This is a genomic window from Paracoccus ferrooxidans, assembly GCF_029909815.1.
Taxonomy (GTDB): domain Bacteria; phylum Pseudomonadota; class Alphaproteobacteria; order Rhodobacterales; family Rhodobacteraceae; genus Paracoccus; species Paracoccus versutus.
On sequence record NZ_CP038198.1, the window covers coordinates 2,482,501 to 2,496,434 of the forward strand.

Annotated in this window: 12 protein-coding genes, 1 tRNA gene and 2 rRNA genes (1 of these 15 running past the window's edge); 9 read left to right on the forward strand and 6 right to left on the reverse strand. The window is 63.7% G+C overall.

Annotated elements, in window-relative coordinates; genetic code table 11:
- From E3U26_RS12495 to E3U26_RS12505, 3 genes are all read left to right on the forward strand, one after another.
- Positions 1-648: ribosomal RNA gene (locus E3U26_RS12495) — 23S ribosomal RNA — on the forward strand (it extends 2,199 nt beyond the left edge of the window).
- A 139-nt stretch (positions 649-787) separates the two neighbouring features.
- A 5S ribosomal RNA gene (gene rrf / locus E3U26_RS12500) occupies positions 788-902 on the forward strand.
- 61 nt (positions 903-963) lie between these two features.
- Positions 964-1,040, forward strand: a tRNA-Met gene (locus tag E3U26_RS12505).
- On the opposite strand, the gene E3U26_RS12510 is transcribed toward E3U26_RS12505, so the two are convergent.
- Genes E3U26_RS12510 through E3U26_RS12520 form a run of 3 tightly spaced genes read right to left on the reverse strand, consistent with a single transcriptional unit; the run spans position 997 to position 3,195 of the window.
- Positions 997-2,655, reverse strand: a complete 1,659-nt coding sequence (locus E3U26_RS12510) for a recombinase family protein (protein ID WP_499105801.1) — start codon at positions 2,653-2,655, stop codon at positions 997-999. The genes E3U26_RS12505 and E3U26_RS12510 overlap by 44 nt on opposite strands.
- Before the next feature lie 19 nt (positions 2,656-2,674).
- Entirely contained in the window at positions 2,675-2,857 is a 183-nt protein-coding gene (locus tag E3U26_RS12515) for a hypothetical protein (RefSeq protein WP_499105009.1), read from the reverse strand.
- Between the two features lie 29 nt (positions 2,858-2,886).
- Positions 2,887-3,195, reverse strand: a complete 309-nt coding sequence (locus tag E3U26_RS12520; RefSeq protein WP_499105010.1) for a hypothetical protein — start codon at positions 3,193-3,195, stop codon at positions 2,887-2,889.
- A gap of 350 nt (positions 3,196-3,545) precedes the next feature.
- Here E3U26_RS12520 and E3U26_RS12525 point away from each other — a divergent pair, with 350 nt between their 5' ends.
- The 3 genes from E3U26_RS12525 (at position 3,546) to E3U26_RS12535 (ending at position 6,030) form a co-directional block, all read left to right on the forward strand.
- Positions 3,546-4,322, forward strand: coding sequence for a hypothetical protein (locus E3U26_RS12525; protein WP_499105011.1), 777 nt, complete (start codon positions 3,546-3,548; stop codon positions 4,320-4,322).
- A gap of 70 nt (positions 4,323-4,392) precedes the next feature.
- Positions 4,393-5,523 carry a hypothetical protein gene (locus E3U26_RS12530; RefSeq protein ID WP_499105013.1) on the forward strand — a complete coding sequence of 377 codons (1,131 nt, stop codon included), beginning with the start codon at positions 4,393-4,395 and terminating at the stop codon, positions 5,521-5,523.
- Positions 5,524-5,712: 189 nt separating this feature from the next.
- The gene (locus tag E3U26_RS12535; protein WP_499105014.1) at positions 5,713-6,030 is read left to right on the forward strand and encodes an H-NS histone family protein; all 318 of its coding nucleotides are present in this window, start codon (positions 5,713-5,715) and stop codon (positions 6,028-6,030) included.
- A gap of 62 nt (positions 6,031-6,092) precedes the next feature.
- Here E3U26_RS12535 and E3U26_RS12540 read toward each other — a convergent pair whose 3' ends face one another.
- From E3U26_RS12540 to E3U26_RS12550, 3 genes are all read right to left on the reverse strand, one after another.
- Positions 6,093-6,464: a hypothetical protein gene (locus E3U26_RS12540; RefSeq protein WP_499105016.1), complete on the reverse strand. Its 372-nt coding sequence runs from the start codon at positions 6,462-6,464 to the stop codon at positions 6,093-6,095.
- 20 nt (positions 6,465-6,484) lie between these two features.
- Complete coding sequence (gene dinB / locus E3U26_RS12545; protein WP_499105018.1) at positions 6,485-7,537, reverse strand: DNA polymerase IV; 1,053 nt, start codon at positions 7,535-7,537, stop codon at positions 6,485-6,487.
- Positions 7,538-7,621: 84 nt separating this feature from the next.
- The gene (locus tag E3U26_RS12550; protein WP_499105019.1) at positions 7,622-8,290 is read right to left on the reverse strand and encodes an SOS response-associated peptidase; all 669 of its coding nucleotides are present in this window, start codon (positions 8,288-8,290) and stop codon (positions 7,622-7,624) included.
- Positions 8,291-8,467: 177 nt separating this feature from the next.
- On the opposite strand from E3U26_RS12550, the gene E3U26_RS12555 reads away from it, so the two are divergent.
- From E3U26_RS12555 to E3U26_RS12565, 3 genes are read left to right on the forward strand one after another with little or no spacing between them, the layout of a single operon-like run.
- Positions 8,468-9,229: an ImuA family protein gene (locus E3U26_RS12555; protein ID WP_499105021.1), complete on the forward strand. Its 762-nt coding sequence runs from the start codon at positions 8,468-8,470 to the stop codon at positions 9,227-9,229.
- A complete protein-coding gene (locus E3U26_RS12560; RefSeq protein WP_499105022.1) occupies positions 9,144-10,667 on the forward strand; it encodes a Y-family DNA polymerase in 1,524 nt (507 codons plus the stop codon). Before E3U26_RS12555 ends, E3U26_RS12560 begins: the two co-directional genes overlap by 86 nt.
- Entirely contained in the window at positions 10,664-13,879 is a 3,216-nt protein-coding gene (locus E3U26_RS12565) for an error-prone DNA polymerase (protein ID WP_499105802.1), read from the forward strand. Before E3U26_RS12560 ends, E3U26_RS12565 begins: the two co-directional genes overlap by 4 nt.
- Positions 13,880-13,934 lie beyond the last annotated feature (55 nt).

The window sequence follows — 13,934 nt, forward strand, 5'->3', positions numbered from 1 at the left end:
TAGTTTGACTGGGGCGGTCGCCTCCCAAAGAGTAACGGAGGCGCGCGAAGGTTGGCTCAGAGCGGTCGGAAATCGCTCGTCGAGTGCAATGGCAGAAGCCAGCCTGACTGCAAGACTGACAAGTCGAGCAGAGACGAAAGTCGGCCATAGTGATCCGGTGGTCCCGAGTGGAAGGGCCATCGCTCAACGGATAAAAGGTACGCTGGGGATAACAGGCTGATGATGCCCAAGAGTCCATATCGACGGCATCGTTTGGCACCTCGATGTCGGCTCATCTCATCCTGGGGCTGGAGCAGGTCCCAAGGGTATGGCTGTTCGCCATTTAAAGAGGTACGTGAGCTGGGTTTAGAACGTCGTGAGACAGTTCGGTCCCTATCTGCCGTGGGTGTAGGATACTTGAGAGGAGTTGCCCCTAGTACGAGAGGACCGGGGTGAACGTTCCACTGGTGGACCAGTTATCGTGCCAACGGTAGTGCTGGGTAGCTATGAACGGACAGGATAAACGCTGAAGGCATCTAAGCGTGAAGCCCCCCTCAAAACAAGGTATCCCTTGAGAGCCGTGGAAGACCACCACGTCGATAGGCCGGAGATGTAAGCGCAGCAATGCGTTCAGTTGACCGGTACTAATCGCTCGATAGGCTTGATTTGATCCGGAAGAAGACAGACCAGCTTGTCAAGGACAAGCAGCCCGCCTTCTTCCAAAAGCATCCTTGGACAATGTCTTCCCGATCCCGAAGCGGCGAAAGCCCGAAGGGAAGCGGAAACGCCGATCTCGCTCCTTTTCCGGTCTGGTGGCTTTAGCACGAGCAAAACACCCGATCCCATCCCGAACTCGGCCGTTAAGTGCCGTCGCGCCAATGGTACTGCGTCAAAAGACGTGGGAGAGTAGGTCACCGCCAGACCTGAAAAGAAGCGAAAATCTCTCGGAACGAAAAAGCACCGCAAACCACGCGATGCAAATGGCGCGGGGTAGAGCAGCCCGGTAGCTCGTCAGGCTCATAACCTGAAGGTCGCAGGTTCAAATCCTGCCCCCGCAACCATCTTTACTTGCGCCCCCGCTGCATCCGCCGCGGGGTTTTTGCGTTGCGCCGAAAGCGTAAGGATTCCGGCAAGATCGCCCTGAACGTCGATCTCGATCCGATCCTCCCCCGGCGTCAGCACGATCCGGTCGATCAGCGAGCGGATGATCTCCGCCGCCTCGATGCGCTGCGTCTCGTCGTCGCTCTGCAGCGTCTCGTAGAGCTGCTGCACCCGCGCCCGGTATTGCAGCGCCATCGAGGGATGCAGCAGGGGCGGGGGCTCGTCGGTACTGGCCAGGAAATCCTGCAGCTCCGCCTTGCGGGCGCGCAGCTTGTCGCCGCGCTCCTTCACCGCCTCGATCGAGATGGCGTCCCGCATGTAGAGATCCATCAGCTTCTCCTCCTCGCGGGCGATCCGCTTCAGTTCCGCCTCGGCCTTGTCGATGCCGGCGCCGCTTTCCATGCGCAGCCGGTTGGTCTCCCTCGTATAGGCGTCGCAGAACTCGGCGAAGAGGTCGGGGTCGACGAGACGGGTGCGCAGGGCGTTCAGCACCCGCGATTCCAGTTCGTCGCGGCGGATGTTCATCCGGTTGCCGCAGGTGCCCTTGTTGCGCGCCGTCGAGCAGCCGATCAGGTCCTTCGAGATCGCCGAATAGCCTCCGCCGCAGCAGGCGCACTTTGTCAGCCCCGAGAACAGGTATTTGGGGCGGCGGCGATGATTCACCGTGCGGACGTCGGCGACGCCGCGCGCGTCGCGGGCGGCGGTATTGTCCTTCTGGCGCGCCTTCACCGCTTGCCAGAGGCCGTCGTCGAGGATGCGCAGTTCCGGCACCTCCTGAATGACCCATTCCTCTTCCGGATTGAGCCGGGCCTGGCGCTTGCCGGTATCGGGATCCTTGACGAAGCGCTGCCGGTTCCAGACGATCCTGCCGACATACATCTCGTTGTTGAGGATGCCGTTGCCGCGCCTCGGGTTGCCGTTGATGGTGCTGAAGCCCCAGTCACCGCCCGAGGGGGCGGGAATACCGTCCTTGTTCAACGCCACGGCGATGGCCTTGGCCGACTTGCCGGCGGCATAGTCGTGGAAGATCCGGCGCACCACCTCGGCCTGCGCTGCGTTGATCATCCGGTCGCCGCGGATCGGCTCGCCGTTGCCATCGAACTTCTTGACCACGTCGTAGCCGTAGGAATTGCCGCCGCCGGACTTGCCCGCCTCGACGCGCCCGCGCTGGCCGCGCCGGGTCTTGTCGGCCAGATCCTTCAGGAACAGCGCGTTCATCGTGCCCTTCAGCCCGACATGCAACTCGCTGATCTCGCCTTCGGACAGGGTGAACATCTTCACGTCGGCATAGCGCATACGCTTGTAGATGCCGGCGATGTCCTCCTGATCCCGGCTGATCCGGTCCAGCGCTTCGGCCAGCACTAGATCGAAGCGGCCGCGCGTCGAATCCATGACCAGCGCCTGGATGCCAGGCCGCTGGATCATGCTGGCGCCCGAGATGGAATGGTCGGAATATTCCTCGACCACCTGCCAGCCCTCCTTCTCGGCCCGCAAGCGGCACATGCGGAACTGATCGGCGATGGACGCATCGCGCTGCTGGTCGGAGGAATAGCGGGCGTAGATGGCGACCTTCATAGCGGTACTCCCTGTCGGATCAGGAGGCGCCGGGTTCCCTTGTCTTCCGCTGCGCCTCGAAATTGTCCCTGGCGGCCTGCCTGCCCAGCAGGCGCACCAGTGCTACGAGGCGCAGGTCGGGATTGCCGCGCGGCGTGAAGCCGAGTTCCGGCTCGCCGAGCAGCAGGGCGTCGAGCAGCGCCTCGCGTTCGCTCCGCGTCATCGTGGCCTGGGTTCGGGAAGCTGGCAAGGTCATAATCGCCAGCATCGGCGCCGAAATCCGCATAAGCAATGGAAATCGCTATGGAATAATCGGCGGGGAATGGCATGGGCCGGGATGCGGCAGGGCAGGGTGGCGTAGAACAGCGGGCGCTGGCGTCGCGCAAAGACTTGCCGGAATCGAGGCTCAACGCAGCCGGCGCCGGCGTCAGACCTCGGCTGCTCCAGCGTGCAGAAGGTCAGCGAGACGATCAGGATCCCGGCCCCGATGGCGTGGCCGCGCGCCGTTTCCGGCAGGCGTTTGCGCAGCAGTACCGCATAGACGAAGATCAGCAGCTGCACCGGCGCGAGGTTGGCCGACTTCCGTGTTGACACATCCAGTTTAGCAAAAACCTACCGCACGAGGGCAGGCTAGGCGTCTGCTTCTAGGAGGGACCACAGGCAGCCATCGGTATGAGAGCGGCCATTTGCCACGTCTTGGGCAACCGAGGCTGGTGTACGATGATCGCTCTTCATTGACCTCCTGGTACACAATCGCCAATCATGTCCGAGACCGGTAAGGTACAAGGAGATAGCAAAGCATGTGCCCTCACGACGGCGCCGGTCGCGGCAACCGTCCAGACCACAATACACATCGATCATTGCGACAACTCGTTGCCGTAGAGGCCTGGTTCCGTCGTTCTGAGGCCGATGTGAACAGATATACCCTCCATGCGAACGTGACCTTTGACGAGGAACGATTGGGCGGAGGCGAAGGATCGAATATCCTGTTCAAGCTTTCCGTGAAAAAATGCGAGATTGTCTTTCTGACGCCATCAAGCGGCTATTTCCATGTAGACCCATCCACGGTCCGTGCCCCGCGGCCTCTCAACCCACACGCAATCCAGACCAGTGATACCACAAAGGGTAAATTGGGTGCGGGGCTTGGACTCTCGCTTTCTGGCGCAACTCCAGCAGTATCGGGAAACCTCGAAGCCTTGGCGAGCCGAGAGGTCAGCAAGAGCGTTACCTCAAACCAGGAGGCGAGCGCCTACCACGAACTAAGCAAGCGATCCCACGACGGGCACCGGTCCTGGAGCTTGGATGGAAAATCCATGCACATGCAAAGGCTCTGGGGTTCGGTCTGGGACGCTCAAAGCGAGCCACGCCTTACCATCATCGACCGGCGGCCCGTAGCTGTCATCCAGAAAGATGCTGACATGGGGTTTCCCCCGTTCTCGCGAATAGAGGTTCGATGCCTGCGCGAAGACATCGACATCTATGACATCCAGTTCAAGAATGATGCAGAGAACGTGCGAATATTCCGGAGGCCTGGACAAACAGCACGACTGAAAGCTGCTGAAGCTTACCTCAAGCAGCAGATCCTTCTTGAGGGACTGCGGGTTGGAGATATGTCTGATCGATATTCGGAGTTGACGATCTGTGATGCAACGATCCCCATCGCTGACGAAAGCGATCTCGACGGCTGAGGCGCTATTGCGGGCTGACACCGATGACCTACGGCAACTGGCTGCGATAGCAGGCCAAGACCCGGTCGCCATGTATCTGGGTGCCGACCTTACCGGGGTTGATCTCAGGTCGCAGGACATCTCGTTCCTGGTAGGCTTGGGGACAAACTTTGAGGGGGCCATACTAACGGACGAGCAGAGACGGCGGCTTCGTCGCGGCTCTGCAAAGGAGCGCCAGCAAGAGACCCGCAGGACCATCCGAGACCTGCGTGTGGATATGATACTTCGCTTCATTGAGCGCCATATGGATGCTGACATGGTTCGGTATCAGAGCGGGGGCGGGCTGCCTAACGTACCTCACGATTTGGACTCCAATGCTTCACTTCAGGCGCTACTTCAGGAGGTCCTTCTTGATCCTATCCTGAAATCGACCAGTACCAACCCCAACGATCAGTTCGGCAGCGATTACATGAGTGCGGCGCTATCACAGCTGAGCAAGTATTTGTCGGATGGCTCTGAGTCGTTTTTTGAGGAACTGTTTCAACTGTTCGGGGATGTGCGGTGCCCGATTGATGACGCGGTTATTCATACCCTCAAGCATCACTACCGTCCTCAACTGGGAGCGAGGCTTGGGAAGCTTGTCGCCCGAATGAGACCAACCAGAGTTCTCGATGCCTGGTGGATTCTGGATCAGAATGGATTTGCAGCAATGATTGCTGCCGCAACTGAACTTTCTAACCACCGAGAAGTCCATGCTGCCGCCGTCGAAAGCTTCGCAACCGAAGTCGTTGATCCGAAACTTTCGCTGAAGATGTTGACCGAGACTCGGTACGAACTCGATGCTGATCAGGCCGAACGAATTGCATATGCCATTACGTCGAGAAACTGGCCCGCATCCATGACAACTGATGTTCTCGACGCCAAGGTTCCGCGATCACTGGCGGTCGCAATTTTCCGTCAGTTGCTTGCTCAAGGCAACGGCTCCCGTGTGTCCGAGGTCTTGCGGTGGCTTGATCGGTCAATGGGTGGGGTGGGGGCGCTTTCTCTCGAGAGTGCGATTGCCAGCATTGATGACTTCGAAGTAGTTCTCAAGCTCGCAAAGATGCTCGGGCATAGTCGGCGCGGCAATCAGATGAGGGTTTTCACGTCGCGCTTGTCGGAACTGGTGCGCACGGATTCTGAACGATCCAATCTCAACAGATTTCGGCAGGAGCACATTTGACGTTAGCGTCATTCCCTGCATGGTCTTCGAACGATGGCCAGTTTATATCCGATAGCGCGCCGCGTTGCGAAGACGTATGCAACGGGGACTGACCGAGCAGCGCAATCCTGCCAATGAAACGCCATCCGAAAGATTTGCCTGATCACCCCCAATAGTTTAGGCCGAATCCGGAAAAAAGCGAGGATCCCTATGAGCAATATCGATCTGAACACCCTGTCTCTGACCGAATTGAGGCAGCTGGAAAAGAACGTGGCGAAGGCCATCACGTCCTTCGAGGACCGCCGGAAGGCCGAAGCCCGTGCCGCGGCGGAAGCGGTAGCGAAGGAGCACGGTTTCGCTCTGGGCGACCTGGTCGACACCACTTCGTCCCGGAAGCGCGCGGCCTCTGCCCCGAAATACCGCCACCCGGAAAACCCGGACATCACCTGGAGCGGCCGCGGCCGCAAGCCCGCCTGGATCGTCGAGGGGCTGGACGCGGGGAAATCGCTGGAAGATTTCGCCATCTGAATGCACCACGGACCGCAGGTCGCCTGCGGTCCCTTGCATTATCGCCCCCGCGAGCCGCGGAATCATTCCGCCCATGAACCGGTCTTCGCCAGGCCGGGATCGAGAACCGGCTCATCCCATCTGGCCGCCGCCTTCATCCAGGAATCGATAGAATCCCGGAAGGCCGGCTCGTCGATCCGCAGCAGGAAGGTGTAGAGGCGGTTGACCACCTGGCGCATCAGGTCGCGCATCTCGTCATCGTCGAGCCGCGACAGTTCCAGCCATGGAATTCGCCTGCCCTCGCCGTCGATGACATGAACATCCGAAAAATCCCCGGTCCTGGTGATCGGCACCTGCCCGCCATGGAAATCCTCCAGCATGGTGTTGCGGACGCAGATCATCGCCATGCCCCTGGCCAGGCTGGCGGCGGCCTTTTCCTCGTCCCTCCGCTTCATCGGCCCCTCCTGTTCTGCTCTTATAGCCCCGGCAGGCCGAGACTAAGCTGCTCGTTGCCGTTGTCCTCGCCCTGCACTTCCAGCGAGGATAGCGTGACGCCGAGCAGACGTATGCCCTTTTCCACCGGGAACAGCGCTTCCAGCAGCGCCGAGGCGATGCCGGTCAGTTCCGCCGCGTCCCGCACGCCCCGGTCAATGGTGCGGCTGCGGGTGATCTGCTGGAAATCTGCATATTTCACCTTCAGCGTCACGGTGCGGCCGGTCAGGTCCTTCGCCTCGCAGCTGCGCCAGACCTTGGCCGCCAGCGCCTCGATCTCGGCCTTCGCCGGATCAAGGCTGAAAACGTCCTCGGAAAAGGTGTCCTCGGCGCCGATGGATTTCCTCTCCCGATGCGGTTCGACCGGGCGATTATCAATGCCGCGCGAAATCTGGTAATACCAGCCGCCGGACTTCCCGAAATGCTGCCGCAGGAACTCGGGCGACTTCTCGCGCAGATCGGCGCCGGTGAGGATGCCGAGGCGTTCCATCTTCGCCGCCGTGGACGGGCCGACGCCGTGGAATTTCTTCACCGGCAGGTCCGCGACGAATTGCGGCCCGCGCGCGGGCGTGATCACCGCCTGGCCGTTCGGCTTGTTGAGGTCGCTGGCCATCTTGGCGAGGAACTTGCAATAGCTGATCCCGGCCGAGGCGTTGAGGCCGGTCACTTCCTTGATCCGGGCGCGGATGATCTGTGCAATCTCCGTCGCGACGGGAATGCCCTGCTTGTTCTCGGTCACGTCGAGATAGGCTTCGTCCAGCGATAGCGGCTCGATCAGGTCGGTATGTTCGGCGAAGACCTCGCGGATCTGGTTGGACACGGACCGATAGACGTCGAAGCGGGGCTTCACGAAGATCAGGTCCGGGCAGCGCCGCTTCGCCGTAACCGATGGCATGGCGGAACGCACGCCGAAGACGCGCGCCTCGTAGCTGGCGGCGGCAACCACGCCGCGCGCGGCTGAACCGCCGACCGCCACCGGCTTGCCGCGTAGCTCGGGGTTATCGCGCTGCTCGACCGAGGCATAGAAGGCATCCATATCGACATGGATGATCTTGCGGATTCTTTCGCTCGCCTCATTGGCACCTCCTGTATGATCCTCCGGTCCCGGCATGGGGTGGCATCAACCCGTCTGAGCCAGCGGCTTCTCGACGACTTCCAGCAGGTCCGAGGGCAGCGGCCGCTGCAATGCCCTGGCTTCGCGCCAGTCGCCGGTGAGCCAGGTCTCGACCTCCTCGCGGCTGGTCAGGATCACCGGCATCGCCTTCGGATGGATCGGCCTGACGACATCATTGGCCTCGGTGGTGAGGAAGGCGAAGAGTTCGTGGCTGCCCGGCCTCGGCGTCCGCTGCGATCCGCGTGTGCCCTCCCAGCTTGTCCAGATGCCGGCGAAGAAGAACAGCGGTTGCGACTGGTCCAGCGCGAACCAATGAAACGGCTTGCGCTTCGTCACCGGGTCGGGTTTCTGCCCATATTCGGAAAAACCCGTCGCCGGCACCACGCAACGGTGCTCGACCCCCAGCCATTTGCGCCACCAGGGACTGGAGGTGTTGCGGATATTGGTGACACCCGTATCCGGCGCATCGGGGGATTTCAGGTATTCGACCGGCCTCGGCATGCCCCAGGTCAGCCGGGTCAGCTGCCGCCCGCCCCTGACATTGCGCACCACCGGCGCGGCCCGGTCGGGATAGACCTCGATCAAGGGTTCGAGATTGCCGATGCTGTCATGGGTGGCGGAGACGAACTCCCGGATCGCCTGCTGGTTGGTCGAGACGTTGTAGAGATTACACAAAATCCATTCCCTCCGTTCCTGCGCATCGATTCTACGTCAGCATAGGACGCGGCGTTCCCAAGATCACATCGGAAGCGACTCGCATTGACTCCGGATCCGACCGTGAACAAATAGTGAACCTATCAGCGGAATCGTCCGCTGCAAAGCCCGCCCAGCCCAGGAAGCCCCTCGCCAGACATGCCCGGACCCGTAGACAGCCCCGCCATCGCCGAGCTTCGAGCGCGCATCGCGCATCTCGAAGGCGATGCTGCGCACCCGCGCGAGGTGCTGCCCTTCGGCCTGCCGGCGCTGGACCGCAAGCTGCCGGGCGGCGGGCTGACGCTCGGCTGCCTGCATGAGGTGGCGGGCGGCGGCAACGGCGCCGTGGACGCAGCGGCGGCTTCCGGTTTCGTGGCCGGGATCGCCGCCCGCACGTCCGGCCAGGTGCTGTGGTGCGTGACCCGGCAGGATCTCTTCGCGCCCGGTCTCGAACAATCCGGGCTGGCGCCGGATCGGGTCATCCATGTCGAGGCGGGCGACGACAAATCGGTGCTGGCCTGCATGGAGGAAGGGCTGCGCCATGGCGGGCTCGGCGCGGTGGTGGGCGATGTCGCCCGTCTGCCGATGGTCGCCTCGCGGCGGCTGCATCTGGCCGCGAAGGAATCCGGCACCATCGGCCTGGCCCTGCGCCGCTGGCGGCGGCAGTCGGAGGCCGGCGATTTCGGCCAGCCGACGGCCGCGATGACCCGCTGGCGCGTTTCCAGCCTGCCCTCAAAAGCCATGCCGGTGCCGGGCGTCGAGAGACCGCGTTGGCTGGTCGAGCTGATCCGGGCACGGGCTGGGGAATCCCTCGATATCGTCTTGGAGGCATGCGATGGCACGGGTCATCTCGGTCTTCCTGTCGACCTGGCCGCTGGACCGGCTGCGGCGGCAGGCTGGCCCCGCAGCGCCGCCGGCTGACGCGCCGCTGATCATCGCCGGTCGCGAGGGTAACCGCCGTATCGTCACGGCGGCGGATGCGGCGGCACAGGCCCTCGGCTTGCGGGTCGGCATGCCGGTAACCAAAGCCCAAGCGCTGGTGCCGGGTTTGCTTATCGAACCCGCCGATCCGCAGGCAGATGCCGAGAGCCTGGAACGGCTGGCGTTGTGGATCCTGCAACGGTTCAGCCCCATCGTAGCGGTGGACGGTGGGGACGGGATCGTCATCGACTCCACCGGCGCCGATCACCTGCATGGTGGTGAGGCGGCGATGCTGGAAGCCCTCGTCGGGCGCTTGACCTTCTCTGGCATCGCTGCCCGTGCCGCTATGGCCGATACCTGGGGCGCCGCGCATGCGCTGGCGCGCTGGCAGGCTGATCCGGTGTTCATCGCCGCGCCCGGCATGGTCGAGACCGTCCTCGCGCCGCTGCCATTCGAGGGGCTGCGGCTGCCGCCCGCGATTTCGTCGGGCCTGCGCGATCTGGGCTTCACCTGCATCGGCGACCTTCTCGGCCAGCCCCGCGCGCCGCTGGCCCGCCGTTTCGGCCCGGAACTCTGCCGCAGGCTGGATCAGGCCCTGGACGAAGCGACCGAGCCGATCACGCCCATCCGCCCCGAGGACATGATCGAGGTCCGGCGCGTCTTCGCCGAGCCCATCGCCGCCGCCGAGACCATCGCCCGCTATATCGGCAAGCTGGTCGCCAGCCTTTGCACGATGCTGGAGCAATGCGGTCTCGGCGCGCGCCGCCTCGACCTGCTTTGCCATCGCATCGACAACCGCATCGAGACCGTTCGCATCGGCCTTGCCCGCCCGGTGCGCGACGCGAAGCGCCTGACCCGGCTGCTTTGCGACAAGATCGAGACCATCGACCCCGGCCTCGGCATCGAGATCATGACGCTGGCGGCGACGATTGCCGAGCCCCTGGCCGCGAAACAGGCAGCCAGCAGCCTGATTGAGACACCGGAGCCTGACCTCTCCGGGTTGATCGACACGCTGGCTAACCGCGTCGGGGCAAAGGCGGTCTACCGCTTCGCGCCAGTGGCGAGCGATGTGCCAGAACGATCCGCCCGCCGCGTCCCGGCGCTGGCCGAGGCGACCGGCGCCGGCTGGCCCGATCACTGGCCTCGCCCCTCGCGCCTGCTGCCCTGCCCCGAACCGATCGAGACCATGGCGCTCTTGCCGGACCATCCGCCGAACTGGATCCGCTGGCGCGGCATCCGCCGCCGGGTCCGCCGGGCCGATGGTCCCGAGCGGATCTTCGGCGAATGGTGGAAGCGCGATACCGAGTTGGCCGCCGTGCGCGACTATTTCCGCATCGAGGACGAGGCCGGCGAGCGTTTCTGGATCTTCCGCGCCGGCGATGGCGAGGATGCCGCCACCGGCTCGCATCGCTGGTTCCTGCACGGGGTGTTCGGATGAGCGCGCCGCGTTATGCCGAATTGCACGTGACGTCGCATTTCTCCTTCCTGCGTGGGGCGTCCTCACCCGAAGACCTCTTCGCCACCGCCGCCCTGATGGGGATCGAAGCGCTGGCGGTGGCGGATCGCAATACGCTCGCCGGCATAGTCCGCGCCCATGAGGCGGCGAAGGAAACCGGCGTCCGGCTGATCGTCGGCTGCCGCCTCGATCTCGCCTGCGGCATGTCGGTGCTGGTCTATCCCACGGACCGCCCCGCTTATTCCCGGCTCTGCCGCCTGCTGACGCTCGGCAAGACCCGCGCCGGCAAGGGCAAGTGCCATCTGGAATGGGCCGATCTGGTTGCCTATGGCGAGGGCCTGATCGCGGTGCTGGTCCCGGATATGCCCGACGACAGTTGTGCCCTGCACCTGCGCCGGTTGCGTGACGCCTTCGGCGACCGCGCCTATCTGGCGCTGACCCTGCGGCGGCGCCCGAACGACCAGATGCGGCTGTGGGAACTGGCGCAACTGGCGCAGCGGTTCAACGTGCCGACGGTCGTCACCAATGACGTGCTCTTCCATGAGCCTGGGCGGCGCAGGCTGCAGGACGTGGTCACGGCGATCCGTCACACCACCACCATCGACGCCCTCGGCCTCCGGCGCGAGCGCCATGCCGACCGTTACCTGAAGCCGCCCGCCGAAATGCACCGCCTGTTCGCCCGTTGGCCGGAGGCTTTGACCCGGACGCTGGAAATCGCCGACCGCTGCCGCTTCAGCTTGGACGAACTCCGCTATCAATATCCCGAGGAACGCGATGATCCGGCCCTGACGCCGCAGCAGACGCTGGAACACCTGACCTGGGCGGGCGCAGAAAACCGCTATCCCGAAGGTGTGCCGGATGAGGTCGTTGCGGCGCTACGCCACGAGTTGAGTCTGATCGGCAAGCTGGACTATGCGCCTTATTTCCTGACCGTTCACAGCATCGTCCGCTATGCCAGGTCACAGGGCATTCTCTGCCAGGGGCGCGGATCGGCCGCCAATTCCGCCGTCTGCTACGTCCTCGGCATCACCGCCATCGATCCCGGCCGCAACGATCTGCTGTTCGAGCGCTTCGTCTCCGAGGAGCGCCGCGAGCCGCCCGATATCGACGTCGACTTCGAGCATACCCGGCGCGAGGAAGTCATCCAGTGGGTCTACGAGACCTATGGCCGCGATCGTGCGGCGCTGACCGCGACCGTCAGCCGCTATCGTGCCAAAGGCGCCTTGCGCGATGTCGGCAAGGCCCTCGGGCTGCCCGAAGACCTGACCCAGACGCTTTCGGAGCAGCTGGGCCGATGGGCCGATGGTCTCACCGCCCATGATTTGCGTGAACTGAATCTGAACACGGAGGATCACCGTCTGCGGCTGGTGCTGAAACTTGCCGCCCAGCTTCTGGGGACCCCGCGGCATCTGTCGCAGCATCCGGGCGGCTTCGTGCTGACCCATGACCGGCTCGACGATCTGGTGCCGATCGAACCGGCGGCGATGGCGGACCGCCAGATCATCGAATGGGACAAGGACGACATCGATGCCTTGCGCTTCATGAAGGTCGACGTCCTGGCTCTCGGCATGCTGACCTGCATGCGGAAAGGGCTGGACCTGCTGGCCGAGCACAAGGGCATCGACCTCGATCTGGCCACCATTCCGGCCGAGGATCCGCGCACCTATGCGATGATCCGCAAGGCCGACACGCTCGGCACCTTCCAGATCGAGAGCCGGGCGCAGATGTCGATGCTGCCGAGGCTGAAGCCGCGCACCTATTACGATCTGGTGGTGCAGGTCGCCATCGTCCGACCCGGCCCGATCCAGGGCGACATGGTCCATCCCTATCTGCGCCGCCGCGCCGGGCTGGAGGATGTCGTCTATCCGACCCCCGAACTGGAGAAGGTGCTGGGCAAGACCCTGGGCGTGCCGCTGTTCCAGGAACAGGCGATGCGCGTCGCCATCACCTGTGCCGGATTCACGCCAGGCGAGGCGGACATGCTCCGAAAGAGCATGGCCACCTTCAAGCATACCGGCGGGGTCTCGAAGTTCCGCGACAAGCTGATCACCGGCATGGTCGCCAAGGGCTACGAACAGGAGTTCGCCGAACGCACTTTCCGGCAGTTGGAAGGCTTCGGCAGCTATGGCTTTCCGGAAAGCCATGCCGCTTCATTCGCGCTGGTCGCCTATGCCACCGCCTGGCTGAAATGCTGGCATTCCGACGCCTTCTGCGCCGCGCTGCTGAACAGCCAGCCGATGGGGTTCTATGCTCCGGCCCAGATCGTGCGCGATGCCCGCGAGCATGGCGTCGAGATCCGGCCGGTCTGCGTCAATGCCAGCCGATGGGATTGCACGCTGGAACCGACTACCGATGAATTCCGCTTCGCCGTTCGGCTGGGGCTCCGTATGGTCAAGGGGCTGTCCAACGCCCATGCCGGTGCCATCGCCGCCGCGCGGGGCGAAGACCCCTTCGCCTCGGTCGAGGATCTCTGGCGTCGGGCAGGCGTCCCCGTTGCAGCGCTGACCGCCATCGCCGAGGCCGACGGCTTCCGCCCCGCGCTCGGTATCTCCCGGCGCGAAGCGCTCTGGGCCATCAAGGGTCTGCGCGACGAGGAACTGCCGCTCTTCGCCGCCGCCTCCCGCCGTGAAGGGGAGATGATCGCCGAAGTCGCCGAGCCCGCCATCGCGCTGCGGCCGATGGCGGCGGGCCGCGAGGTGGTCGAGGATTACGCCCATACCGGCCTGACCCTGCGCCGCCATCCGGTGTCCTTCCTGCGCGACGATCTGACGAAACGCCGGATCGTGACCTGCGCGGAGGCGATGGGTTCCCGCGACCGGCGCTGGCTGGAGGCCGCCGGCATCATCCTCGTCCGCCAGCGCCCCGGCTCGGCCAAGGGGGTGATGTTCATCACCATCGAGGACGAGACCGGCATCGCCAATGTCGTCGTCTGGCAGAAGGTGTTCGAGCGGTTCCGGCGCACCATCCTCTCCTCCAGCATGATCGCGATTTACGGCCGCATCCAGCGCGAGGGCGAGGTGGTGCATCTCGTGGCTCACCGGATCACCAGCCTCTCGCGCGAACTGGCCAGCGTCGGTGAACGCGACGAGGCGTTTCCGCTGCCGCATGGACGGGGCGACGAGTTCCGGCATGGGGCGCCGTCGCGGGATGAGCGCGGTAGGGGCATCAGGGTGCGGACGCGGGACTTTCGGTGAAAGGGAATGCAAGATGAGCCTCTTTCAAATGCTCGCCGGCGGTGCGGCGAACGTA